General features: G+C 42.3%; 27 protein-coding genes and 1 pseudogene. 12 read left to right on the forward strand and 16 right to left on the reverse strand.

Going from position 1 to position 23363, the window contains the following annotated elements; all coding sequences use genetic code 11:
- The first annotated feature begins 64 nt into the window (after nucleotides 1–64).
- From H3H32_RS26385 to H3H32_RS26415, 7 genes are all read left to right on the forward strand, one after another.
- Complete coding sequence (locus H3H32_RS26385; protein WP_182458742.1) at nucleotides 65–1186, forward strand: radical SAM/SPASM domain-containing protein; 1122 nt, start codon at nucleotides 65–67, stop codon at nucleotides 1184–1186.
- Nucleotides 1173–2633, forward strand: a complete 1461-nt coding sequence (locus tag H3H32_RS26390; RefSeq protein WP_182458743.1) for a class I SAM-dependent methyltransferase — start codon at nucleotides 1173–1175, stop codon at nucleotides 2631–2633. The genes H3H32_RS26385 and H3H32_RS26390 overlap by 14 nt, the downstream gene beginning before the upstream one ends.
- Before the next feature lie 20 nt (nucleotides 2634–2653).
- A complete protein-coding gene (locus H3H32_RS26395; protein WP_182458744.1) occupies nucleotides 2654–3565 on the forward strand; it encodes an aKG-HExxH-type peptide beta-hydroxylase in 912 nt (303 codons plus the stop codon).
- 28 nt (nucleotides 3566–3593) lie between these two features.
- Nucleotides 3594–3794, forward strand: a complete 201-nt coding sequence (locus tag H3H32_RS26400) for a hypothetical protein (RefSeq protein ID WP_182458745.1) — start codon at nucleotides 3594–3596, stop codon at nucleotides 3792–3794.
- 59 nt (nucleotides 3795–3853) lie between these two features.
- Entirely contained in the window at nucleotides 3854–4720 is an 867-nt protein-coding gene (locus tag H3H32_RS26405; protein ID WP_182458746.1) for a hypothetical protein, read from the forward strand.
- A complete protein-coding gene (tmk, locus tag H3H32_RS26410) occupies nucleotides 4717–5370 on the forward strand; it encodes a dTMP kinase (protein ID WP_182458747.1) in 654 nt (217 codons plus the stop codon). The genes H3H32_RS26405 and tmk overlap by 4 nt, the downstream gene beginning before the upstream one ends.
- A 74-nt stretch (nucleotides 5371–5444) precedes the next feature.
- A complete protein-coding gene (locus H3H32_RS26415) occupies nucleotides 5445–6128 on the forward strand; it encodes a histidine phosphatase family protein (protein ID WP_182458748.1) in 684 nt (227 codons plus the stop codon).
- 856 nt (nucleotides 6129–6984) lie between these two features.
- Here H3H32_RS26415 and H3H32_RS26425 read toward each other — a convergent pair.
- Both H3H32_RS26425 and H3H32_RS26430 read right to left on the reverse strand, forming a co-directional pair.
- Nucleotides 6985–7518 carry a DUF6886 family protein gene (locus tag H3H32_RS26425; RefSeq protein WP_182458750.1) on the reverse strand — a complete coding sequence of 178 codons (534 nt, stop codon included), beginning with the start codon at nucleotides 7516–7518 and terminating at the stop codon, nucleotides 6985–6987.
- A gap of 375 nt (nucleotides 7519–7893) precedes the next feature.
- Complete coding sequence (locus H3H32_RS26430; RefSeq protein ID WP_182458751.1) at nucleotides 7894–8247, reverse strand: hypothetical protein; 354 nt, start codon at nucleotides 8245–8247, stop codon at nucleotides 7894–7896.
- Between the two features lie 429 nt (nucleotides 8248–8676).
- Between H3H32_RS26430 and H3H32_RS26435 the strand changes: the two genes are divergently transcribed.
- A complete protein-coding gene (locus H3H32_RS26435) occupies nucleotides 8677–8901 on the forward strand; it encodes a hypothetical protein (RefSeq protein WP_182458752.1) in 225 nt (74 codons plus the stop codon).
- An 87-nt stretch (nucleotides 8902–8988) separates the two neighbouring features.
- Here H3H32_RS26435 and H3H32_RS26440 read toward each other — a convergent pair whose 3' ends face one another.
- Nucleotides 8989–9285: a hypothetical protein gene (locus tag H3H32_RS26440; RefSeq protein WP_182458753.1), complete on the reverse strand. Its 297-nt coding sequence runs from the start codon at nucleotides 9283–9285 to the stop codon at nucleotides 8989–8991.
- 268 nt (nucleotides 9286–9553) lie between these two features.
- On the opposite strand from H3H32_RS26440, the gene mobF reads away from it, so the two are divergent.
- Both mobF and H3H32_RS26450 read left to right on the forward strand, forming a co-directional pair.
- A complete protein-coding gene (mobF, locus tag H3H32_RS26445; RefSeq protein WP_240543497.1) occupies nucleotides 9554–12310 on the forward strand; it encodes a MobF family relaxase in 2757 nt (918 codons plus the stop codon).
- A gap of 25 nt (nucleotides 12311–12335) precedes the next feature.
- Entirely contained in the window at nucleotides 12336–12686 is a 351-nt protein-coding gene (locus H3H32_RS26450; RefSeq protein ID WP_182458755.1) for a hypothetical protein, read from the forward strand.
- Between the two features lie 140 nt (nucleotides 12687–12826).
- Here H3H32_RS26450 and H3H32_RS26455 read toward each other — a convergent pair whose 3' ends face one another.
- The 4 genes from H3H32_RS26455 to H3H32_RS26470 form a co-directional block, all read right to left on the reverse strand.
- A complete protein-coding gene (locus tag H3H32_RS26455) occupies nucleotides 12827–14104 on the reverse strand; it encodes an outer membrane protein assembly factor BamB family protein (protein WP_182458756.1) in 1278 nt (425 codons plus the stop codon).
- Nucleotides 14105–14108: 4 nt separating this feature from the next.
- Complete coding sequence (locus H3H32_RS26460) at nucleotides 14109–15371, reverse strand: lipase family protein (protein ID WP_182458757.1); 1263 nt, start codon at nucleotides 15369–15371, stop codon at nucleotides 14109–14111.
- A 1-nt stretch (nucleotide 15372) separates the two neighbouring features.
- Complete coding sequence (locus tag H3H32_RS26465) at nucleotides 15373–16287, reverse strand: hypothetical protein (protein WP_182458758.1); 915 nt, start codon at nucleotides 16285–16287, stop codon at nucleotides 15373–15375.
- A 513-nt stretch (nucleotides 16288–16800) separates the two neighbouring features.
- Entirely contained in the window at nucleotides 16801–17037 is a 237-nt protein-coding gene (locus H3H32_RS26470) for a zincin-like metallopeptidase domain-containing protein (protein ID WP_182458759.1), read from the reverse strand.
- Nucleotides 17038–17067: 30 nt separating this feature from the next.
- Between H3H32_RS26470 and H3H32_RS26475 the strand changes: the two are divergent.
- Nucleotides 17068–17280: pseudogene (locus tag H3H32_RS26475) on the forward strand (sensor histidine kinase); the annotation flags it as partial.
- A gap of 83 nt (nucleotides 17281–17363) precedes the next feature.
- Here the strand turns inward: H3H32_RS26475 and H3H32_RS26480 are convergent.
- From H3H32_RS26480 to H3H32_RS26515, 8 genes are all read right to left on the reverse strand, one after another.
- Nucleotides 17364–17570: a hypothetical protein gene (locus H3H32_RS26480; protein WP_182458760.1), complete on the reverse strand. Its 207-nt coding sequence runs from the start codon at nucleotides 17568–17570 to the stop codon at nucleotides 17364–17366.
- Entirely contained in the window at nucleotides 17570–17779 is a 210-nt protein-coding gene (locus tag H3H32_RS26485) for a hypothetical protein (protein ID WP_182458761.1), read from the reverse strand. The genes H3H32_RS26480 and H3H32_RS26485 overlap by 1 nt, the downstream gene beginning before the upstream one ends.
- A gap of 19 nt (nucleotides 17780–17798) precedes the next feature.
- Entirely contained in the window at nucleotides 17799–18722 is a 924-nt protein-coding gene (locus H3H32_RS26490) for an ArdC family protein (protein ID WP_182458762.1), read from the reverse strand.
- A gap of 187 nt (nucleotides 18723–18909) precedes the next feature.
- Nucleotides 18910–19383 (reverse strand): JAB domain-containing protein, encoded by a 474-nt coding sequence (locus H3H32_RS26495; protein WP_182458763.1) that lies wholly within the window; start codon nucleotides 19381–19383, stop codon nucleotides 18910–18912.
- Nucleotides 19384–19392: 9 nt separating this feature from the next.
- On the reverse strand, nucleotides 19393–20286 hold the full coding sequence (locus tag H3H32_RS26500) for a DUF8464 domain-containing protein (RefSeq protein ID WP_182458764.1): 894 nt from the start codon (nucleotides 20284–20286) through the stop codon (nucleotides 19393–19395).
- An 84-nt stretch (nucleotides 20287–20370) separates the two neighbouring features.
- Nucleotides 20371–20565, reverse strand: a complete 195-nt coding sequence (locus H3H32_RS26505; RefSeq protein ID WP_182458765.1) for a helix-turn-helix domain-containing protein — start codon at nucleotides 20563–20565, stop codon at nucleotides 20371–20373.
- 461 nt (nucleotides 20566–21026) lie between these two features.
- A complete protein-coding gene (locus tag H3H32_RS26510; RefSeq protein ID WP_508614166.1) occupies nucleotides 21027–21377 on the reverse strand; it encodes a bifunctional nuclease family protein in 351 nt (116 codons plus the stop codon).
- Nucleotides 21361–21636, reverse strand: coding sequence for a hypothetical protein (locus H3H32_RS26515; protein ID WP_182458767.1), 276 nt, complete (start codon nucleotides 21634–21636; stop codon nucleotides 21361–21363). Before H3H32_RS26515 ends, H3H32_RS26510 begins: the two co-directional genes overlap by 17 nt.
- 151 nt (nucleotides 21637–21787) lie before the next feature.
- Here H3H32_RS26515 and H3H32_RS26520 point away from each other — a divergent pair, with 151 nt between their 5' ends.
- Complete coding sequence (locus H3H32_RS26520) at nucleotides 21788–22009, forward strand: helix-turn-helix transcriptional regulator (RefSeq protein WP_182458768.1); 222 nt, start codon at nucleotides 21788–21790, stop codon at nucleotides 22007–22009.
- A 27-nt stretch (nucleotides 22010–22036) separates the two neighbouring features.
- Here the strand turns inward: H3H32_RS26520 and H3H32_RS26525 are convergent, their stop codons facing one another.
- Nucleotides 22037–23245, reverse strand: a complete 1209-nt coding sequence (locus H3H32_RS26525; RefSeq protein WP_182458769.1) for a tyrosine-type recombinase/integrase — start codon at nucleotides 23243–23245, stop codon at nucleotides 22037–22039.
- Nucleotides 23246–23363: the final 118 nt, after the last annotated feature.

A 23363-nucleotide genomic window follows, 5' to 3' on the forward strand; every position in this document is an offset into this window, starting at 1 on the left:
TTTATTCTTATGAAATAATTATCAAATAAAGATCTTATTCAATTAATAAAACTAATTTTCAAAAATGGATATTCAAACAAAGTCCCATATTGTGTATCCCAAAAATGCAGATGCTATTTCAATAATCTTGAAATTAATGGGGGAAGTTTGTAACTTGAACTGCGTCTATTGCTATGAGAAAAGAAAGCCGTATGTTGGCCAAAGAATGCTTGAAACTAAATATATTTCAATGCTTCTCGACAGTTTATACCCGAGTCCGCTTTCCATAGAATTACATGGCGGAGAACCTCTTCTTTATCCAAAAAGCGAATTTGCGAAGGTCTTTGAAATCATCAGATGTTATAAATCACATTGTACAGTACGTATTCAAACTAATGGAACTCTATTAAATGATGCATGGTTGGAATTTTTACTCACTGAATGTCCAAATATTGAAATCGGAATAAGCCTTGACGGTGACTTAGAAGCAAATGGTCATCGTGTAGATTACAAAAAAATAAACTCTTATGAAAGTATCTCCAAATGCTTAAACTATTTATCTGAAAAAGATGTCAATATCGGAGTTATAATGGTAGTTAACAGTATAAATCATGAAAAATTTGTAAACTGTTTGTCTGAATTCTCAAAATATACGTGTATTAAAACCGTAAAATTTGTTCCGTGCTTTGATATCGGTTTATATAAATCAACTGAAGCTAAGGAATGGGCGATCAGTCCAAGGCAGTATGCAGATTTTCTAATTAATTCCTACAAACACTGGCGAGATCAAGATTTATTCAAGAAATTTCTGATAGAGCCTCATTTTGGTGTTATTAAAAAGTTAAATGGAATGTCTACAATAAATTGTCATTATTCTGAAAATAAATGCGCATATGTCTATACACTTTACCCTGGTGGATTAATTGGCTCGTGTGACGAGTTCAACAAAGAAGATAGTATTCTCACTAATGTTAACGAACTAAAACCAGGACAGTTGGTCAACATATTTGCAAAAAGTGATTTGGTAACTAAACTAGATAAATTGTTAGACAAGTGCAGCAAATGTTCATACTTATCAACTTGTGGAGGTGGATGCTTAGCAACGAGAAAGAGATTACACAAGACAGATCAATATGAAGAGTATTGTTCATATCGAATGAGGTTTATAGATTTTATATCAAACGAAATAAACCATGTGGATTGCTAAGAGTAGAGAACCAAATAGAATGCGAAACGTGGAGGCATTTTTAGCTAACTGGGATAATCCAACGCTGCTAGAAATAAATAAAAAGGTTAATCTCAAGAAATCTTCAGCCGGTAATTTAAATTACAATGGAAGTTTAGATGGTAAAAAAGGACCTAATTTAGTAAGTAAAAATATTCATTTCACAAGCCACCTTGAAAAAGGCGTTTCAGATCTAGTAATGTACTTGACCGGCACATTGGATTGTATAACGTATACAAGCTGTGAAGGACATATGAGCGAAAGAATAAATTCTGAAAGGCATGTGGGTATTATTCCGAGAGACGTAATTGATTATATTAGAATTATTAATTTTTTCTCCTCTGTATGGAATAAGGTTACTATTATAGAATCCAGATTTAAATCGATCCGGTTTGGTATAGCAAAAAATAACTTGCTAGATAGGAATAGATTATATTCGGTATTAGACTTCTACCTTTATAAGCATCCCGGTCAAAAATGGAAAACATACTTTTCTGAAATTAATAAAGCAACCCAAGAACTGATCTTAATATTAAGAAATGAGAGGGTTTTTAATAAGGGAGAGAATGATTATTTGGAGCATTTTCGCTCCGATTTAAACAATATATATTTATCGCTGCCCACAACAAATAAGTTTCCTTATACTGATGCAAACTACCAAGCAGGTTTATTAGAAATTCATAAAAGCGAAAAGACAGACCAAGCAAGCAGAAAATCTAATGTTAACAAGAAAATATTTAGTTGGTATTTCAAGCATATTCACGGTTTTCAAAATAAATATATTATTCATCCCTTATGTGGGCCAGGAATCGAGGCACTCGAATTATCAAAGTTAGGTTTGGAAAAATATCTTGGCATTGATCAATCTACAATTGCAATTGATGAAGCTAATAATCAGTTAATGAAAAAAGAAGGATATAAATTTATAGCAAAAAATATTTTTGATTGTTTACAGTTTGATGAGAAATTTGATATTTTTTTACTGTCTTACGAGGCTATAAACTCCTTTTCTGAGAGTGAATTCATTTCAATTCTCAAATTTGCCAAGGATAATCTTTATTACAACGGGCTGCTGTGTGGCGACATAAGGTTTCTAAAAGATGATAAGTACAAATATGTAAATAAAGCAAGTATTATTGATACACCTGATTTTATTAATCAGGAAGGAGAATATTCTCAAATACTGGAAGTTACTAATTGGAATAATAAAACGCGTAAATTATCAAAATACTATTTTACTGTTGACTATAATCCATTACTCATAGCGAACTTATATGATTATTTTACTTGGATTCCAACAGAAAAACAATTTATTAAATGTCTAAATAAATTCGGCTTTACCATTAAAATGAAAGAAAAAGTTTTAGAAGGCCTCTATTCTGATGTAAGAGAATGTCGAGACAATGTCTTCTTTATTGCAAAAATGTAAGAAAATATAATTTCAATAAAATGGAATCCTCCGAAGAATACACGAAAAAGATATTTAAATACAGACATAGTAAGGCTAGCGAAATTCTTATGGCCTTTGAAACCTATTGTCTTTCTTCAGTTTTTTCGCACGAAATAACAACAATTCAACAATATTCAGTTGCATATCATTTATTATTAAAAATTTATTGGTTTTATGAAGAAGACAAATTGTTTTTTGAAGACATTGCATCATTTTCACAGTTATTAGAGACAAATGCGCGCGCTCCCAGTAGTTATCAATATTATGTGGCCACCTATGAGTCTTGTACGAAAGTTCAGTCACAGCTTTTTGATTCTCCTGTTTATTTATTTAACATTACTGATGCTAACCATGCAAAAATGGACTTTAGGGTAATTAACGATGCGATAGAGCTAGGTATAAAATTAGGATTTGCTGATTTGCTGCTTAATAATCTAGGAATTGCTATATTATTAGAAAAAAAATCAGGTTATGTCCCATCGAATAGTTATACAATTTCTGTTCTACCTGGGACAGTATTTTTTGATTTATACGACGATGTATTCAAGGTTTGTGAAATGATAATACACGAATGCAGTCATGTATATTTAAATGACTTGTTAGCTGCAACCGAAGAATATTTTGAAAATTCAATTTTATATTGGTCAGTTTGGAAGTCCAGAAATCGGCCAATCATTGGTATTCTCCATGCGGCATATGCGTTTTCGAATGTCATTATATACTATACGCAGCTCCTTAAGGAGTTTGAACTGCCTCCTTCGACTAAAAATTATATTTTGAGCCAGTTATACTCAGAAAAGGCTAAACTACGAGAAGCTCTACCACAAGTTAATGATGCAATTGGACATTTAAAAAATGAGGATACGAGAGCTGCTTTTTATGAGAAAATATCATTAGCTTTACAGAAATAAAGGTTTTCACAATTAATATCTTATTCAGATGGAAAAGGAAAACAAGGCCGATTATAATGCATTCGTTAAGGCTGTTAAAAAGCTAGGAATGCTAGACAAGAACAATCAAGCTACGTTACATCATTCTGCGGTGTCTACTAAAGACTGGAGCGAATTGAATGAAGTTGGGAGTAAGCAAATTACTAATACAGAATTACCTAATGATGAGAGTAGACCAAAAAGTAACTAATTTAAATAAATAGTATTATTAGGGGTTAGCTAACACTAATCCCTAAAAAGTATTTAATAATGAGTGTTGATAAACACATTGATAAATCTTTGCTGTTCCGTGAAGGCTTTCCTCTGAACAACAGATTATATACACACCTAATTAGTGGTAGAAGTATTCATTTTTTTCTACAATTTGTTGAGCCAGAGCTACTAAAAGCATACCCCGATTACCACGTTAAATTGACCTCAGACTCAAGAGGGCATACAAAACAAGGCGCAATTGATCTAAGTGTGTTAGGACGTAAAAATTATGTGAGTAGCTTAGCTAAAACAATTAGTTCAGAAAGACTAAGTGATCATCTTCTCACTTTAGAAGGAGCAGTTTGGCAGAAAGATTACCTATTATATTGTTCGGATAATAATTATGACTTTTATAGTGAAATTTTAAAAAAAGCTTGTAACTATATTACTGATTTTGATTTAGACTTTTTTCTTAAACTTGCTATTGGATTTGTGGCTGTTGATGAAAGTCTACATCGTGCTAATTTTTCTAATTATATTTTACTTGAACGAAAGCCTTATAATACTGAGGAACTTGCGAAAATATTACTATCGGAAGCTGTTAAAAGTTACTTGAGTTTATGTCTTAGGACAGAATTATCAAAGTTTAATTCAGAAGAAGGGCTACTAAAATATATCCCTCTTTTACAAATATTTTCAAAGTCGGTATTACATGAATTATATTTAAGAAGCGGTAACATTCTTTTCAAATTAGATGAAATTGATTCAAGTTTATATTTCAGTTATAGCAATATCTTGTCTTACCTTAACTCATTAGAGGAAGTTCCATTATCCTCCGAATTGGTTGCATGTTGGTATCCTTTTTGGGATAGAAGCCTCTTCATTTTTAATTCTCCATTCGACCGTAAAAATTCAATATTATGAACACTCTATATCCTTTTATAGCTATAGAAGGTATTGACGGCGCAGGAAAAACAAGTGTTAGAAATATTCTAATTAAATTATTTGAAAATATCAATATTACACCTTTTATTGTTGGTCAACACTCTTGGTTGAATGTTGATATATCCAGACAAATTATAAATATTAGAGAGAATAGATACGGCTGTACTCCTGAAGATATTTTGCTGTCTTATGCGTTAGATAAAAATTTGCATTCAACATACAATATTAAAAATGCATGTAGACAAACAGTTGTTATAGCTGATCGTTACATATATAGCGATGCTGTTTACCATCAGGTTTTATATCAGATTCCAGTAAGTACGACTATGAGCTTACACAAAACACTTTGTACGATTGAACCTGATATAATCTTATTTATAGAAGTTGACCCCAGTATAGCATATTCAAGACTCTTAAAACGAAGCCAACGTATCCAACATTATGGTAGGCTAGCTAAATTAGAGCCTATACAAGAGGTATATAATAATTACTTTAAGTCTCATATAGATTCTAAAAACTCAACTTTTATAAACTTTATAAACGAAAATGAAAATATTTTTGATAGGGTGAGTACGGAAATTTGGCCACACATTTTAAAAAAGATAAAAGCTCTCAATAATAAGTTTTAAACTATATAAGAATCATGTAAAAAATTTAAATTGATGTCAAATCTGTTGGCTTACCTTATTGACCCGTGAATTAGTTGGCAATAAAGACTACTTCTTTTTTTATTGAAAAATGCTTTCACCGAATTTGGATCGCCTTAAAAATGCCTATATTTTATTTCATTCGTCACGGACAAAGTGAAGGAAATCGAAGCCTGCATTTAATTTGTGGGCGCTCTAACCATCACCCTTTGACTGACGTGGGAATTATTCAATCAGAAAAACTTGGCTATCGATTAAAAGACGAATGTATTAAGTTTGACCATTGGTTTTCAAGCATTGCTGAGCGAGCCATTCAGACCGCAGATATTATTGGGCGTATTAATGATTTACCTCAAGCATCGCTTTCCGCGCAACTTCAGGAACAATGGATGGGTGATTGGGAAGGCCAACCGCGTGCTCAGATATATACAGAGGAAGTCGTTCAGCTTATGAACGCTGACAATTGGCATTATAAATGCCACAATGGCGAATCCCAATTCGAGGTGGAAAATCGTATGTATGATTTTATAAAGCCATTTTTATCCCTACCTTCTGAAGCAACGATTGGAATTGTTACACACGGTATAGCAATCAGGTGCCTTCTACGAAAACTGCTAGATTCGTCTCCTTCAATGACTCGTAAAATTCAGCTAAATAATACGTCGTTGACAATCTTGAGATACATTCGTTTCAGCTGGTATATTGAGCGGATAAATGACTACTCACATTTGGTCAAATAATATCTTCTATTGTAAAGGACTAATCCTGGTATCTATATAAATCCGGCCATTCGGGGCAATGACGGCAATCAAGCTCAAGTGGGTTCGCCCTTCTTGTTCAACGATTACGTGTGTTTGCCCTCAAGATGACCAAGTGTAGGCTAATAGGGACAACAAATAGCACGCTGCTTCATCCATATATAAAACAACCTGCCACTCCTCGTTAGCTTTTTTATGCTCCTCGCCAGTGAGCGGCCACATGGACATCTCTGAGTGGCTTTTGCCAACTCCATCCTACCTTTTCAGAATCGGTCCTATTTGCGAAGGATCATAGCTGACGCCAAACAAGTTTTTGAAGACTGCATTGACACGTGGGTGAGTTAACCAGCTCTCTTAAAACCATGATGCTTTGTCCTCTTATTGAGTACCAGCACTAATTGGCCCAGTTGCTGGGTCGATAAACGGGTTGGCGCTCCAGTTCGCTTACCTTCTTGCAGAGTGATAGCTCCATGCTCCTGATATTTCTTCAAGGTTTGGCTCACCCAAGGTTGAGTCAAGCCAAAGGCCTGAGCGATTGCAGCCTGCTTCCAACTCACTTAATGCCGTTCAACACAGCGTTGCCTTAAGGCTTCCTATTCGTTTTATTTATAGCTTGCCATTCAAGTAAAAGCACCGTACACAAAAGACTTACTCACGTATCAAAAATCAGTATCAACTGTACAAACTTACTCACGTATCAATAATTGAATACTCAAGTTTGTTTAAACAGTTGGATTACAAGACGATGCAAACGCTTTATTAACTCAAATAAGGCTTTTTAGATGAATGTGAACGCTAGCAATTAAACGGAATATCATTAACCTTTGATCGAGTTCCACTATAATACTTTTGGCCTAGCGTTCCTCAATCTTATCATTGAGTAGCCCAAAGTAGAGGAATTAAGTAAATCAGCTAATTTCCAAAGATTTGGCGTGAATCTAAGTTCAATATTTCTTGATAATAGCTCTTCAATTAGGTCGTCAATTTTTTTAACAGAAATCGGCTTAACTGTTTCATAAGAAATGTAGTATCCAGCATTTTCATCTAATAAAGTAAACGTTTCTGGATCAAATTCATAACAGAATAAAGTGGTATTTTTTATTTTATAATACCAAGAGGCTTCAACTGTTATTATATAATCTGCAAGGGAAGTACTGAAAAAGGATTCAATATCATGTTCTACTGTTACTTCGTTTCTGAAATAGGCTACACGAGGACAATCTCGCGGAAAAAAATAATTATGAAGCAATGTATCGTTTACTGCAAATACTACATCACCTTTAATCTTTTCATACTGAGTTGGTGAAGGACGAGGCTTAAAAAGCCTAATGTTTGGATCTTCACTGATGTGAAATAGTTTGTGTGGTTTCATTTTTAATGATTTAGCGATAATAGGGCGAAAGATTATACATCTTATAAATTCTTCGGAATTTTTCAACCCCTTTATAACTCTAATGCGTTAAAATGTTTCTAACGCAATATAAGAAAAAATGAGTTTGTGCAAATTATGCATCTCACTTACTTCATATGGCTCAGCATAGATAAAGCACTCGTTACCGTGTTAAGTCTATCCTGAAATGGTAAGCTCAGCTTAGGGAAGATGTCTGACGGGTTTTCATTAATAGGTTCACTCGTACTTGAATGCCGATCTACTAATCCGTTCCCTACAATAAAAGTTAATAAGCTGGTTGTTCAAATGAAATCCTTGACGCTTGATACACGTTCGAGCATACCGGTACGCCCAATCTCAGCAAGTTTGCATGAGCGCCGATTGGATTTTGTAGAATTCCGTAACAGACAATCGATACCGGTGGCCTACTTTGGCCTGTTGGCCCTGCCAGCTGAAGGTTAGCAAAAAATAGGCTTCACCACCTGCATACAGCTCATTCTCTTTTGTGAAATGCTCAATCAACAGGAGCCGCTTGGCACAAAGTTGATAGTTAGTTACCAGCTCAGTCGCGACATACTCTATGGCTTGACTTGAATTGGTGCTTTTATCGAGCCAACTGGTTATAACCACTTGCCATCTACGATCCATGCGGATCGTGCAGGAGCCAGAGAGATGATTGGCCGCCTGAAAAATTAACATGCGTTCTTCCATACACAAAATTGCAATCCATGCTTTTAGCGGCTTCAAAGATCGGCACGGTAGCCAGTAAGTAATAATACGACATACAAATAAGTCGGGACGACGGATTAAAAATCAGCCTTTCATAGGATTGGCATGTCAGGACGGGACAGGTTTTGAGGTTTAAGCCAACCCGCGTCCTCCACATCGCGGAAGTCCGCCCCCCCCTATTCCCGCTGTAAAAAAGTATGCCTGGGACAGCCAAGTTTAGGGCTTTGTAACCATCTATAACAATCTGATCAGTTCTTGGGCATTTCGGAGAGATGCCATTGCATCCTGAATAACAAACAATCCTGGCAGGGCTGTTCTTGCGATACCGTTAGCTATTTTATCAACTCCTGGTTCGTTACTTTGCAGTGAATAAAACCTATCTTGCCTAGGCAATTCTACCTACCACAACCCATGACTAGTCGGTTCGCGTTACTTTTGTCGTTGCTCGCGCCAGCTTGGCTTCTGCTACAATTCCGCCGAAAACTGGCCTTTTCGAAACAATGTCCACGTTGCAAAAATCCCTATCCAGACCGAACCAGTCGACCACGCTGGATGAAGGGGCGGGGCGATTGGTTGCCCCTTAAGGCCTATTACTGCACCAAGTGCCGTCACTGTTTTTATCGGTTTGACCGCTGATCACCGTTACCGTCTCACCTCAGCTCCATTTTGCCTTCTAGTCCCAAGCAAACAGCAAGGGCAGCGTCGTGTCCGCCATTTACCCACTCAGGGCAATAGCGTCACACTCTGCTTGATCAGCCGCTTCAATTGGCGTAATGCATCGCTGTGCCCATTTTCGTAAGAACGCAGGGCGGACCGGGCATGTAAAGTCACCATAGCCCACGCCAGCCGATACGAATAAGCATTGGCCGCGACCTGAATCAACTGCCACACAGCGCTTTTAAAGGCATTAAACAGGCTCGTGGCCGGCTGGCCAGGTTGCAATTGTTCGATTTGGTCAGCTATTTGTATAACCTTCGTCAGTGGAGAAAGCGGTGTGGGCCTATTCAGATTGGTATTCATGCGAAGTTTCGATAAGCACTCATAACCGCAATGGGGTCAAAATGTTGGGTCATCAATCAAATTCGCATCTTGCCTCATGACGTTTCCGATGTTTCAACGTGCTGAACATCAAGACACAATTGAGCGACGGTTCATAGAAAGGGGTAAGAACGCTCGTTCATCGGCATAGGATCTTTTACACTCATATCCCATTGTGACCAGCTATAACAAACCGACAATCTGACCAGCCACAGGACATTTCTGAGGTATAGAATCAGGCATGATCCGCATGATTCAAAGCACCTCCGCTGGGCAAGCCAAAGCGTATTTCAATGACTCGTTGCACCAGTCTGATTATTACCTGAACGATCAGGAACAGCCTGGACGTTTTTATGGGCGCGTCGCTGCTCGTTTTGGCATTATGGGCATGGCGACAAAACAGGCTTTTCATGCCCTGTGCGAAAACATCAATCCAATCACGGGTCAGGCACTCACACCACGCAAAAAAGACAATCGCACGGTTGGCTACGACATCAATTTCCATTGTCCGAAATCCGTTTCCATCATTCATGCGCTGACCGACGACGATCATATTCTGGATGCGTTTCAAGCCAGCGTTCGTGCCACCATGCTGGACATCGAGGCCGATGCGCAAACGCGGGTGCGTAAAAATGGCATGGATGAAGACCGGTCAACCGGCGAACTGATCTGGGCGGATTTTATCCACCAGACGGCGAGACCTGTTGACAGATCGGTACCTGATCCTCACCTCCACTGTCATTCGTTTGTGTTCAATGTGACGTGGGATGTGGTTGAACAGCAATTCAAGGCGGGACAGTTTCGGGATATTAAACGCGACATGCCGTATTACCAGGCGCGGTTTCACAAACGACTGGCCGATAAACTGGTTGAGTTAGGTTATCGCATCCGTCGCACCGACAAGGCGTTTGAAATCACTGGTGTGCCGGAACATATCATCGATCTGTTTTCCAAGCGCACCAACGAAATCGGCCAGATTGCCAACCAACTCGGTATTACCGATCAGGCCGAACTGGATCAATTGGGAGCGCGTACCCGCGCCAAGAAGCAGAAGGGTCTGACGATGGCCAAGCTCAAGCAAGAATGGCGCAAACAGATTTTTGCCTTGGGCATGCGTGACAAGGGTAAAGGCGAACAGCCGATCCGCTTTACCACAGTTCCACTTTTGCCCCCGCCCTCGCCTAAACACTGTATCGATCATGCGTTGGCGATGCGGTTTGAACGGGTTTCCGTGATGCAGGATCGGCGGATTCTGGAAGTGGCCTATCGGCAGGGATTGGGCTATCCAACGCTGACCGTCGATCAGATTACCAAACGCTTTGCCGACGATAAGCGGATTATCCGGGTCAAGGACGGCCCAAAAACACTCTGCACCACCAAAGAGGTTTTGCGTGAAGAACAGCAGATGGTGGCTCTGGCTGGGCAAAGCAAGGGCCTGCTGCTCCCGCTTTATCCGGTTACTCCTGAAATCTTACTGGAAGGCGAACAGCGTGAAGCCGTATCCCATGTACTGACCACCACCAATCGCGTGTCGATTATTCGCGGTCGGGCTGGAACGGGGAAAACCACATTGATGAACGAAGCCATTCGGCTGATCACGGAAACGGGGTATAAAGTCACCGTTGTGGCACCAACGGCGCAAGCGGCACGGGGCGTGTTGCGAGAAGAAGGGTTTAGCGAAGCAGACACCGTGGCCAAACTGTTGTCCTCACCTAACCTTCAAGTGGCTTTAGCCGATGGCGTGTTATGGGTCGATGAAGCTGGATTGTTAAACACCAAGGATATGACGGCCCTGCTTCAATTGGTTACTGACAAAAACGCGCGTCTGATTTTAAGTGGCGACACGCGGCAACATAGCAGTGTGATGCGGGGGGATGCGTTACGCATTCTCAATACGGTGGCGGGTATCCGATCCGCTGAGGTTAGCCGCATTTATCGGCAACGTCATCTGGACTATCGCAAAGCCGTGCAAGCTTTAGCGGATCATAAAGTTGGAGAAGCATTTTCGGTATTAGATAGCATGGAAGCAATTAAGACCCTTGATCCCACCAACTCCTTTGCCACTTTAGCCCATGATTATTTGGCGACCTTGAAAAAAGGAAAGTCGGCCTTGGTGATTTCACCGACGCACAAGGAAGGCGAACGGGTCACCAAAGCCATTCGCGAGACATTGCGCGAGGCCGGACGGATTGCCAGTGTGGAAACAACCGTTTCGCGGCTGGTCAACACCAATCTAACGATGGCGGAAAAAAGTGATTCCCGTAATTATCGCGCTGGGCAAGTCATCCAGTTCAATCAGAAACTGGCTGGCATCGAGCGTGGTTCGCGGTGGTTGGTTCATTGTGCGGACGATGGCATCGTCCACATTCAGGATGCCAGTGGCCAGCAAACATCCCTGCCCCTAGACCGCATGGAGCAATTCGATGTGTACCGAGCGGGCGAAATCGCGCTGGCCAAAGGTGATAAAGTACGCATTACCCGCAATGGATATGATGCAAACAAAAAACGGCTGACGAACGGGCAGATGTTGGAGGTGATCGCCATTGAGCCGAATGGGGCTTTGCGCCTACACAACAAGGCCAGCAAAGCCACCTACACCGTTCCGACTCAATTTGGTCATATCGCCCACGGCTATTGCCTGACTTCACATGCCGCACAGGGCAAGACCGTCGATGAGGTGTTTATCGCCCAACCGGCCAGCACCTTTGCCGCTACCAACCTCAACCAATTCTATGTGTCGGTGTCACGGGCGCGAGATGGTGTGCATATCTATACAGATGATAAAGCTGCTTTATTAGCTCATGCCTCTGCATTGGGGGATCGTCTGTCCGCATTGGAACTGGTGAAACACAGGAAGGCCAAACGAAATGCTATCGAGCAGATGATCAGAACGGCGCGGCCTGTATCTCCGAAAGTGCAGCCGGTCCTCAAGCGTATGGAAACACCAGATAAGCCTAAGGTCATTCAGCGAAAGCCGGTTCCGCATGCACCCCGTCCAATACTTTAAAGCGAATTTCGCACAAGAGAAGCTAATGGAAACAACTAGTGATTGCTCAACAGGTTACAATGCTGGTAGCACTGAATTGCATGAGACCGATAGTAGTGTGCGTAATCTCTGCTTCGTGTGGGAAGACGGACGACGGGCGTTTTTTAATTACGCTTATCTGATATCGGGCGATTTGGTCGTAACCGATACATTGAATATGATGATGCTTTATTTCAGCGGACAAATTGTGACCTTAAAAGGATACCGTTTAGACTTACTATTCGATTTACTGTTGGCCCATATACCTAAAACCATTACTGCTAGCAATCCGCGCTATCGACTGGAAGCTGAGGCCTCGTTTGCTCAGGTGGCTGAAATAATAGTCAAAAGCGAGTAATATAGATTTCATTCAAAAACACATATCAGGTAGCGGTCAGTAAACAGCCGAATGGTAAATGTGGGATCAGTTAAGAAACGGATAATACGGACATGAAAAGAGCCAAATGCCTACCAACTGACTCTATCTCACGCAATATCCTAACGAATAGCTTCATAGCAATAGGCACTAAGACCTGTTGTGGCCATCACCCGGCCTTTCTCCCCCTCTTTACCGGGTAAAATTGTGCAGGTGCCATAAAACCAAGCGCCTGAATTGACCGTTTCATCAGGAGAAACGACTTTCCACAAATGCTTGCCAGTTGTGGCATCGATAGCATGCAACCGGCCATCGCCACCACCCAAGAAATAAATAACGTTATTTAGATAACTAATTGGACTGCTCGTACCAGCACTTTTTTCTTGCCACACTTGCTGGCCCGTCTGCGCATCTAAACAGTAGGTGTAGGTATCCTCGCAGTTAGCAAATAGTTTATCGTTGACAATAATAAAGCCTGAAGACCCAAACCCTTGCGGGAATGATTTAACCCAAATTTCGCGTCCGGTCATTAAATCATGGCAGTGAAGACTTCGGCCTGAGGCATGATAAACTTTATTTTGATACAACCTTGCATGTGTTATGTTGGTATTCGCCGAAGCTTGGTTTAAGTTGCTGCGGTTATAAACCCATACGTTCCTGGTCAAATTATATAAGCCCATTGCGGAACGATACTGATAGCCTTCAAGGGCGGGGTCCATATACAACACGCATAGGAGGGTATCTTGATTTAATGTCAGGGGAATAATCCGCTTGATCCAACCATTCTGCCCGCTATTATCCTGCTTTCCGGTTAGATCATATTGAGGCTTAATAAGTTCTTTTTCCAGATTATTCGTCAGCACATTCCCCATGTATAAAATATCCCCCTGGTTCGATGTGGGTGGATAACCTGCATTAAAATAGAAATTACCAATACCACCAACCTGAGGGCTACGAAGCAGATTTTGTTGATGCTTCCAAAAAGTCGTTCCATTTTGAAGATTCAAACAGTACGTATTGCCACCATGCAAAAACGTTACTCGGTCATCTTTTTGATAATAGTCGCCCTCATTAATAGAAAGTGGATCTTTGATAGTAGCATTTGCCGATGCGGGTAGTAAATCACTCCATTCCCACTCAATGTGTCCCGTCACCGAATTGAGACTTACTAGGTAGCGATTATTATCCCTATTTGCACCAACTAAAAAATTACCACGGCTATCAGTTACCTGAGCTTCAGAAACGACTTCAACTAAAGCCCCATTATTTGACAAGGACGTTTTCCACAACTGGGGTAGTTTGATAACCACCCCAGTTGAGTCGAAAACCGAGTCTTCTTGCTTGTGGCAGGAAAAAACGCCCAGAAAGAGAGAGCCGAGAACAAACAAAGACTTGATCATACCGTTAAGGCGTCTGAAAAAATCCGCCGTGATTCCCATTAAATATCTCATTGTAAATATCGCGCATACGCGGGTGCTTTTTCATCTCCAAATGGTTGACACCACGCGCTTCAATAGTTGACGCTCCAGTTGACCAACTGGAATTATACCCCGTCTGTGAAGGCGCTTTAATAAAAGCATCACTTTGTCCATTGACGGACGCATAGTAGGTATAACAGTTCTGGTACGTATTCTGATTCTGACAGTTAATATACTGTTCATAAGTAGCTTGCGTGCCTGCATATTGATTCATGCAATTGTTAAATCCCTGCCAGTTGATATCCATCGAACACACGGTTTTAGTCGATGGGATATCGGAACCAATCAAATGATTCCAATTGCGTTCTGAATCGTAACGCCACCAGTTCATACCCTGTGACCACCCTTCCCCCACCCAAGCGGGGTAAATTGCGGCAATCCCGAACGTGAATATACCACTTGTCACAGCAATCCCGTAATTTATCCACATGGCCGCCTCATACACATCGCCCGCGGTACGGACAATACTTACAAATTGGTCATCATCACCATTGCCAATCGCCTGGGAGGCCAAACGCCATGGCGTTGGACCGTCCTCGTTGCCGTAAATATGAATTTTGGCCGTTGATGTTTGCTGATTACGAATCCCATTGTTCATATAGCCACTGGATTCCTGTAAGTCATCCCCACCCTGGCTGCCAAAATTACGGAGCCCAAATAAGTTGATCGTATCATCAAGAAATCGAACGATGACATCCACAACAAATGTCTCAATAAAAAAGGCAACCGGTCCTAATTGTCTGGATGGACCTTGTAGAACCCGGTCAATTCCATCAATGATCATGTTGGAGGCTTCCCCGCTACGAGCTGCATTGGATATACGTGCCCCATCAAAGGGGCTACCAGCCGTTACAATGCCGCCGAAGGTATTACTAAACCGAACGTCAATATCCCGTCCCACAACTCCGCCCATGCTATGCCCGAAATAAATATTTCGATTGTTGGCCCCATAGTTATTGACCACTTGGTTGGCCATGGATTGCACACCAATATCGGTATTGTAGCTGCTTCGGTTCAGGGTATTTATTTGCCGCTCGGCACTAAAAATGTTATCCCAGTTAGACCATTCGCTACTAGTGGAATTTAAGCCGTGGACCCAGACAACACCTCGGTTTTGGGCAGAACTAGTTCCAACGAAAAGAGTACTCAGAGCCAGTAATTGAACGAAATAAAGTAGTCTAGTTTTCATGTTAGTCGATGTTAATGGTTTCGGAAACATTATCGAAATACGTATTTGAAATCGTAATGACGGTTTTCCCTGTTTTTTCCAAGGTTGTCCACGTCTTCATATACATAGCCTCTGGCACTAGCTTTCTCTCTTCATTGATCTTATATCGATAATAGACCTGGCTAACTAATTTCTCATTTTCATCATAAAGTGCCGACCCAACAACGACATTTAGATTGGTATTGATAATATCAACCGATTTATAGTTCGACGAAGGAACCCGTGCCCTATTGGATGATGGCATTTGGGCCTCTACCACCGATTGACGGACGCTGATATTGTTGTTCCCTAGATCGGTCACAATAGCCCCATTGGCCTTGGCGTTGGCAATGATTTCATCGATTCGCTGTTTTGGCTTGACGCCTAAAGCGGAATATATAGCCTCTGGATTTTTTTTAACCTGAGCGACCAGATCCCCAAAGGATTTGGTCGGAACGGCATGTTTATGGAGCAACTTCCCATCATCGCCATAAAAGAATCCCATCCCTGATCGGTCAACCTGTGTTGTCCGTGTTTGAGGCATTGGATTGACAGGCGTTAAATCATTGATTTTTACATCATGCTTAGGCGTTAGTTTGGTCATTTTCCAGGCACTTGTGCCATCTTCATAAATTTGCAGATCAATTTTACTTCGATGTGCGTTTGCCATTGCGTGAATTTTGTCAAATGCCGTGGAGGCATTTGCTTTATCAAGCTCTTGATACGTCACATTCTCGGCTTCATAATGAAGTTCGATAGCCCCTTTTTGTGGACTGGCATTCGCCGATTGGGATACATCGCTGAGCATCTCCAACCGGGTGCAACTTTGTAAAAGGAAAACAGAGGCCAACCAGATAACACCGCCCCCAGCGGAGCGAAATAGACAATTCTTTTTCATAAAAAGTTGATGGTTATGGTGATTAGAAAGCGGACTGCTTATTGACCATCAATTATCTGAATAAGATTACATTAAAACAACATTAATAGTAATATTATTATAAAAATTATAAATATACACTTTCAATATAAATCACTGTGATATACTAAAAGTATTCCACACTACTATTAACGGTAACATTTATATTGCTTTCATAACTTTTCAAAAAATATCCTAGCCAGTTAGCGGGGAGTAAACCAATTAATGTGATAATAGAAAATATAAAATATTCCTATTAAAATCCTATTTTCAATGAGAGCCTGTTTATTGTTATGAAGTCATTTAAGAAATACGGTTCTTTAAGCTCGATGTCATACTTATATAATAAGCTGGAATTGCTGTTTAGCTTATAGTCATAATGAATGTTTGTCCTTTCTTTATTGATCAAAAAGCCAACTTCCAAGTGAAGGCAGACTTGATCATGCCCTCCAAACGGTCCATAGCCTACTAACCAGGTTGCTTACATCGGTGTTCTTACGGACTCTGTAATCTCTGGATGTATTCAACCGATTTTTGCGCATGGGATGCGACTTGGAAGATAAAGCGTTTGTCGTCTTTGAGTACGTGCAGCCAGGACTGGATATAAGCCGCATGATGTTCTTCCGGCTGCGGCTCAACGCCCAGATCAGCCGACAGAAAGCAGGCTCCTAATTCGGCAACCAGTTCCTCTTTAGCGTACCCTTCATCATCATAGTTTTTTACCGAAGTCACGGTTCATGCGAACCGGGTGTTTCGTCCAGTGTGTGCGATAATGGCATTGGTTTTGATGAAAAATACGCAGACCAAATCTTCCGAGTCTTTCAGCGTTTACATGGTAAGAACGAATATGGAGGAACCGGAATTGGTTTAGCCATCTGTCAGCAGGTCGTCAACAATCACAATGGAGCGATCACGGCCACCAGTAAGCCAGGTGAAGGAACTACTTTCCGGGTGTATCTGCCAGCCTTGTATTGATCAGGACGTCGGTTGCCATGTAGGTCAACCCATTTTTGGTAAAACTAAAGCCGGAGAGATGACTCTCTCCGGCTTTGTGGCTTTTAGGCCTTCGGTTTGTTTCGGCGGATAATAACTGGAATGTTTTGGCCTAAGACAGTGAGTGACAGATTCAGCCCGTCTTTATCGCCGTGATCCCAGCCGCTACCGACTTTAATCCAATCCGATTCCGAGCAATCGGCTCTTGGTTTGAGGATATAAACCGAATGAGTTGGTCTTTTCGAGGTAGTTTCGGTTGGTGTAGTCATCATTAAATCTCCTTTCTTGTGTTGTTGATGATAGCAGCGGACAAAGCTCGATAGGCCGTGTCAGCTCCCCGTAGTCGTAGATCATTTTTACCTCGTAAAAATGAGGGATAAGCGCCATGACGGACAATTGGGCTAAGCTGACATGCTCTATCAACCGACCCAAGAAAGGTGCCGTTGACGAAACCAACCAAATCATCCGCAAGCCAGCGCATGGGTTTGTATTTTCGCAACTCAAGAGCATTGCAACGCATGAATGTATTCAACCGCTTTTTGCGCGTGGGATGCGGCCTGGAAGATAAAGCGTTTGTCATCTTTGAGCACTTCTAGCCAGGATTGGATGTAAGCCGCATGATGTTCTTCCGGCTGCGGCTCAACGCCCAGATCAGCCGACAGAAAGCAGGCTCCTAATTCGGCAACCAGTTCCTCCTTCGCGTACCCTTCATCACCATAGTGTTTTTTGCCGAAGTCACGGTTCAACCGGTGTGGAGGTTTCGTCCAATGGCACATTTCATGGGCTAAAACAGCGTAAAACCGCTTGGCCGTTTCAAAGCTTTCGTACGGCGGCATTTGGATGCGGTCAGTGGTCTGTGTGTAACACGCTTTGGAGCCGGTATAAATATCGGCTTTCGTCTGCGCAAAGAACTGTTCGAGTGCCTGATCACGCGCTTGTTGATGGATAACAACGGGTTCGGGGGTTTGATAAAAACCATCAGACAGACCGTCAATCTGCGACGCGTTGAACACGGTGTAACTTTTAAGAAAGGGAATCTGGCTGGATTTGAGGTCACCATTGGCGTCTTCCTCCTCTTTGGTGAACTTATTAGCGTAGACAATCTGCGTCCCCTTCTCACCTTTGCGGACAGACGCTTTCATCTCGGTGGCCTGTTTGAAGGTCATCCAATAGGGCGAGGTAAACCCCTGATCACTGGCAGCATTCCAAAGAATGAGCGTATTGATGCCCGTATACGGAATATCATTCCAGCGTAAAGGTCGCATGACCTGACTGGCTAAATGCTCGGAGTGCCATGGCTTACGCCAGGAGAGATTGCCGTTTTCAAGATCGGTTAGAATCTTGGCGGTGACACGGGTGTAAATATCTTGTTGAGGTTGCCCAGCAGGACTTGATGAAGTTTTGCGGGTAATCGGTTTGGTCATGTATCATGCTCCAATGGTTGGGGTTACAGGGGATGAACAACACGGCGATTTAGCAAGCGAACCGACTAGAATTTTGTCTCGCGAGGAAGGTCAAAGAACTGGGAAAATTGTGGTTGGTGAATGAGTGGCGTCGAGTACAGGCCCACAAGCCCAACCATTGGCAGAATGAAAACTGAACCGGTGACCGCTAGCGCGGCATACAGCCCTCATCGGCAAAGGAGTAATAATTACGCGATGTGACGATCAGGTGATCCAGAACCGCAATGTCCAGCAGCTTGCCGCAATCAGACAACTTCCGTGTCAGCGTTAAATCTTGTGGACTGGGTTGGAGGTTTTGGGACGGATGGTTGTGCGCCAAAATAATTCCGCAAGCATTGGCCTTGAGGGCTGTCACAAAGATGACTTTGGGATCGACAATACAAGCACTCATGCCACCCGTCGAAATGTCCGATATCGCTAGACAGTTGTTTTTCCGGTCGAGAAGCAGAATCTTGAATTGTTCGATCAATTCCAGCTTATTTTCATCCCAGGCGTGGCGCAGGATTTCGTAAGCCGTTGTAGAGCGGGTAATTTGAATCCGATCCTGGTACGGCGTTTTGTTTCGGTAGTGAATTTCGACTTCATTGACCGTAAATAGCGATTGCAGGTTCAGTTGGGTCATCTGAGCCTCTCACGTTGTCTGATGAGCAAGATGGCGATACCAGGTATGAACGCAGTGGTGGGCGGCATATAACTTGTTCATCGGTTGATGACGGGTATTCGCTTCTATTTGCAGAAATTGACCCACATAAGCCGTTGCCTGCTGGCCCTGCTCCGTATTATCCAGCCAGGTATACATTGTCTGGTAACCATACTGATGAATGTAAGCAGGGACTTGCGCCAGACAGGACCAGGCATTCAGGATGATCACATCCTCATCCAAAGTCGTGCGGTTAAGATGGCTCAGCACGGATAAAAAATCCAGAACTTCTTTAAAGAGGTGAATGCCCTTGGGCTTTGGCATTCGGCCACGAATAAACGATATCGCTGGCTGACCAATCGAGCGTTTCAGGTAAGCCGTGCGCAGGGCAAAGCCACCGTCAACCGTGAGCAAACCCAAGGCAATGAAATCCTTGCCCGTCTGGCGGTTACGCGCGTGGATTTCTTTTAGGTACTGCCGGGCAAGCGGTAAAGCGATGCCTTCCCGGTGCAGGTAATGCAGCAATCCGGGATATTGAATCGTCTTTTTATGCCGGAGGTCTACTCTGGGCGGCTGTCCAGGCGGGGCAGCTACAAGGCCCGATGAGCCGACACTCATGTTGGTGATCCAGCGTAGCGCGTCGCGTTCCGTATGGGCTTCCCCGCAAAAGCGCAGGTAGTGAACAACCCACTCGACCAAGGTGCCATCCGACATGTTTGGATCAGACCAGCGATTGGTGATCGTATGAACGGTCAGCGTTGTTTGATGTTTTCGCCCCCACAGAGACGAATAATAAAGAACAGGCCCTTCACTCCTCAAGGGCTGAAGATCGAGCTTGCCTAGAATTTCGGAAATAGGTATCGTATTGGCATGTTCTAAATCCATTGCCTGCTCCGTCGAAGGGGATGTGATGATGGGATCGGGGACTAGGAAAGGGAACGTTTTTGCCGAACGTTCTCTTTCCGCTTTTTAGTCCATGAGCCGCTGGTCTAGAAACTGATCTAAATCGGCCAGCCGATAATGGATCAGTTTACCCACCAGAATGGGGTTGAGTGGTTTTTGTTTGGTGCAATCCCACACCGCCAGCGTACCAGGTGAAACGCCCAGATACTGCGCGGCCTGCTTTCGATTCAGTAAGGGATTGAGCGTGTTTTTGTGGGACATTAATGAAATCTCCTTGTTGCAAAACAAAAACAGGAAGTCAATTGTCATTTTGACTCTGTTCGTAATAGGAAGTAGCTAAATACTTTTGGGTTTGTCTGTCAATTGAATCACGGTTTCATTAATGTTCAATCAACTGGCGTAGTAAAAATAAGACCCTTTTTAACACGCAGGATTTATTTTTATCAGTCGTTTCGTGATGTTGCTGACGGCATCTAGCCAGATTTTACACATGAGAATTTCTCCATGTAAAAACTGAGTCTTCCTCCTCGCTGCTGACAATGCAATGGCCTATCAAAAAGTATGGTTTGATGATTGAACGCGTGACACAAATTCATTAGGCAAGCCAGCCAACTCCCTAACCCAATTTATGCGACAAACCTTACCTGATTATTTGATTTGTTTAGCAAAACACACGTTTGTATGAATAGCGAATAAACTGTTGCTCAACGTGGTCAGACAATTCAGGATTTGTTCAACTCCAGATCTTGGTACGCCTTAAGAACACTTCTATAAATATACATCGGAGCCTTATTTTTCAATGCAATTACGAATGCGTCCGAGGGTATTGTATCTAGCTCAAGTTCGCCATCCATGGTCTGCAAGACAACCGTGGCATAAAAGAGTTGATTGATAATGGCGTCGATTACGATTTCTTTCACCGAGAAATTACCTGCCAGTAAGAGTGTTTGTAAAAGATCGAACGTCAGTGGTCGGGTCGCCTTTAAGGCATTCATTTCAATGGCAATCGCTTGAGCCTCGAAATATCCCATAACCACACACAATCTCTGACCATCCTCATACAACAAATACACATTGAATTTTTTTTCCCCGTTCCACTTCCGTCAACTCAACAATGCTCAATGGGATTTTTTCAGTCTCATCCTGTTTTCTTGGATTGATACCTCTTGTATGATTCTCTTTTCGCTCACTCGTTTTAGGGTCAAGCTGAAATTTAGAATCAGTGGATTGCTGATCAGTGGAAATTATCTGATTGGTTGTTTGTCTTGTCAAAAGATCTCGAGTCAGCCATCCCGCGATTGCTGATAATACGATTACCAGGATATAGGTCATGGACGATTGCAGGTTCAAGCGCATTTAATTCGATTACACGTCTTGCCAGAGTTATTTATCTACATCTGAGTTTAATACGCCATGTTTTTTTCAATACAGCCCAAAGTCTGTGATAAATAAGCTAGCGTTATTTCGTTATAGGAGGACTTACATGAACGAAACATTAGTTACCAATCAACTTTCAGGATTTTTACGTTTAGAACAAGTTCTACAATTGATCCCGGTCAGCAAAGCCACTTGGTGGAATGGGTGCCGCTCAGGACAATTTCCGAAGCCCTACAAGTTAGCGCCCCGAGTTACAGCCTGGAAGGCTAATGACATTCGGCAATGGATAGAGCGATTTGACAGTACTTATCCAGCTACAGAGATCTAGTCCTTTTTACGGGCAACGTGCAGCGGTTCACTTAATTTCACTGGCTTCGCCGAAGCGCATAAGCGCATCAATATAATCAGACCACTCCTGCATCATTTTCGTACGCTCGGCTAGAAATTGTGCTCGGTCATAGGCCTTGTCCACTTTACTCTTGGGCTGGTGAGCTAACTGCCGATCAACCACTTCGTGGCGATATCCCAATTTTTCCTTGATCGTACTCATGGCTAATGCTCGAAAGCCATGACCGGTCATCAGTTTGCCGTATTTTAATCGATCTAAGGCTTTTAAAATCGTATTGTTGCTGATAGGCTTATTTTTTTGAAAAACGCTGGGTAAGATATACCCTTGTTTCCCGAACAATTCACCTAATTCCTCCAAGATCGAGATAACCTGATTGGACAAGGGAACAATGTGCGCTTTACGCATTTTCATTCGCTCGGCCGGAATGCGCCATACTTTATTCTCCAGATCAATCTCATCCCAAGTAGCATTGATCAGTTCGCTAGTACGAACAAAGGTTAATAAAATAAGCTTTAGCGCCAAGACCGTTTGCTTGAAAAGCCGTGCATCATTGCGTTCAATTGCCTTGAGTAAATCAGGCAACTCATCGATCTCAATAGAAGCAAAATGGCCTTTGACGTATTTTTTCAACGCCCCTTTCATATCCGATGTAATATCACGGTCAGCGCGTTCCGTAATGACCGCATAGCGCATGATTTGTCCCATCATTTGTAAAACACGATGGGCTAAGTCATTGCGGTTTCGATCTTCCACCTTTTGAAGACAAGCTAATAATTGCTGAACGGTTAAGCTGGCAACTGGTAGCTGACCAATGAAGGGGAATATGTTTTGCTGAAGACGACTAAACACATTTTTGGCGTAACTAGGCGACCAGGTTGGCAGATTACGATTGTACCACTCAGTAGCGACCAATTGGACGGTTTGTGCTTGCTTAAACTGAGCCAGCGCCTTTTCGTCTTTCTTTTGTTGGCTAGGATCAACGCCCGCTTCTAGCGTTTGCTTGGCGATGTCCCTTTTTTCGCGAGCCTTGATGAGCGTCACGCCAGGATAGGTCCCCAATGTCAGGAGTTTCTCTTTGCCATAAAATCGGTATTTCAAGCGCCAGACTCGCTTGCCGGTCGGCATCACGTGCAAATACAAACCTGCCGAATCAAACAGTCGATAAGCTGACGTCGCCGGTTTGGCGTGGCGACAATCCAAGTCGGATAATGACATCTCTCTCCCTTTTTGCGCTGGGGGTATGATTTTTCGTTACCCCAATTATACCCCGGACTTTACCCCCAAAATTGTCAGATTTGGTTATTCTCCGTTGGGCTGCTTTAGAGGATCATAC

This window comes from Spirosoma foliorum (assembly GCF_014117325.1).
Taxonomy (GTDB): domain Bacteria; phylum Bacteroidota; class Bacteroidia; order Cytophagales; family Spirosomataceae; genus Spirosoma; species Spirosoma foliorum.

Excerpts from the sequence above, each read along its gene's own strand:
- H3H32_RS26440 (WP_182458753.1), bottom strand. The coding sequence starts at position 9,285 with ATGAATACCAATCTGAATAGGCCCACACCGCTTTCTCCACTGACGAAG.
- H3H32_RS26515 (WP_182458767.1), bottom strand. The coding sequence starts at position 21,636 with ATGACCTATATCCTGGTAATCGTATTATCAGCAATCGCGGGATGGCTG.
- H3H32_RS26495 (WP_182458763.1), bottom strand. The coding sequence starts at position 19,383 with ATGACCCAACTGAACCTGCAATCGCTATTTACGGTCAATGAAGTCGAA.
- tmk (WP_182458747.1), top strand. The coding sequence starts at position 4,717 with ATGAACACTCTATATCCTTTTATAGCTATAGAAGGTATTGACGGCGCA.
- H3H32_RS26450 (WP_182458755.1), top strand. The coding sequence starts at position 12,336 with ATGGAAACAACTAGTGATTGCTCAACAGGTTACAATGCTGGTAGCACT.
- H3H32_RS26480 (WP_182458760.1), bottom strand. The coding sequence starts at position 17,570 with ATGATGACTACACCAACCGAAACTACCTCGAAAAGACCAACTCATTCG.
- H3H32_RS26520 (WP_182458768.1), top strand. The coding sequence starts at position 21,788 with ATGAACGAAACATTAGTTACCAATCAACTTTCAGGATTTTTACGTTTA.
- H3H32_RS26435 (WP_182458752.1), top strand. The coding sequence starts at position 8,677 with ATGACTAGTCGGTTCGCGTTACTTTTGTCGTTGCTCGCGCCAGCTTGG.
- H3H32_RS26465 (WP_182458758.1), bottom strand. The coding sequence starts at position 16,287 with ATGAAAAAGAATTGTCTATTTCGCTCCGCTGGGGGCGGTGTTATCTGG.
- H3H32_RS26500 (WP_182458764.1), bottom strand. The coding sequence starts at position 20,286 with ATGGATTTAGAACATGCCAATACGATACCTATTTCCGAAATTCTAGGC.
- H3H32_RS26525 (WP_182458769.1), bottom strand. The coding sequence starts at position 23,245 with ATGTCATTATCCGACTTGGATTGTCGCCACGCCAAACCGGCGACGTCA.
- H3H32_RS26395 (WP_182458744.1), top strand. The coding sequence starts at position 2,654 with ATGGAATCCTCCGAAGAATACACGAAAAAGATATTTAAATACAGACAT.
- mobF (WP_240543497.1), top strand. The coding sequence starts at position 9,554 with ATGATTCAAAGCACCTCCGCTGGGCAAGCCAAAGCGTATTTCAATGAC.
- H3H32_RS26455 (WP_182458756.1), bottom strand. The coding sequence starts at position 14,104 with ATGATCAAGTCTTTGTTTGTTCTCGGCTCTCTCTTTCTGGGCGTTTTT.
- H3H32_RS26490 (WP_182458762.1), bottom strand. The coding sequence starts at position 18,722 with ATGACCAAACCGATTACCCGCAAAACTTCATCAAGTCCTGCTGGGCAA.
- H3H32_RS26400 (WP_182458745.1), top strand. The coding sequence starts at position 3,594 with ATGGAAAAGGAAAACAAGGCCGATTATAATGCATTCGTTAAGGCTGTT.
- H3H32_RS26460 (WP_182458757.1), bottom strand. The coding sequence starts at position 15,371 with ATGAAAACTAGACTACTTTATTTCGTTCAATTACTGGCTCTGAGTACT.
- H3H32_RS26505 (WP_182458765.1), bottom strand. The coding sequence starts at position 20,565 with ATGTCCCACAAAAACACGCTCAATCCCTTACTGAATCGAAAGCAGGCC.
- H3H32_RS26425 (WP_182458750.1), bottom strand. The coding sequence starts at position 7,518 with ATGAAACCACACAAACTATTTCACATCAGTGAAGATCCAAACATTAGG.
- H3H32_RS26390 (WP_182458743.1), top strand. The coding sequence starts at position 1,173 with ATGTGGATTGCTAAGAGTAGAGAACCAAATAGAATGCGAAACGTGGAG.
- H3H32_RS26485 (WP_182458761.1), bottom strand. The coding sequence starts at position 17,779 with ATGCGCTGGCTTGCGGATGATTTGGTTGGTTTCGTCAACGGCACCTTT.
- H3H32_RS26405 (WP_182458746.1), top strand. The coding sequence starts at position 3,854 with ATGAGTGTTGATAAACACATTGATAAATCTTTGCTGTTCCGTGAAGGC.
- H3H32_RS26430 (WP_182458751.1), bottom strand. The coding sequence starts at position 8,247 with ATGGAAGAACGCATGTTAATTTTTCAGGCGGCCAATCATCTCTCTGGC.
- H3H32_RS26385 (WP_182458742.1), top strand. The coding sequence starts at position 65 with ATGGATATTCAAACAAAGTCCCATATTGTGTATCCCAAAAATGCAGAT.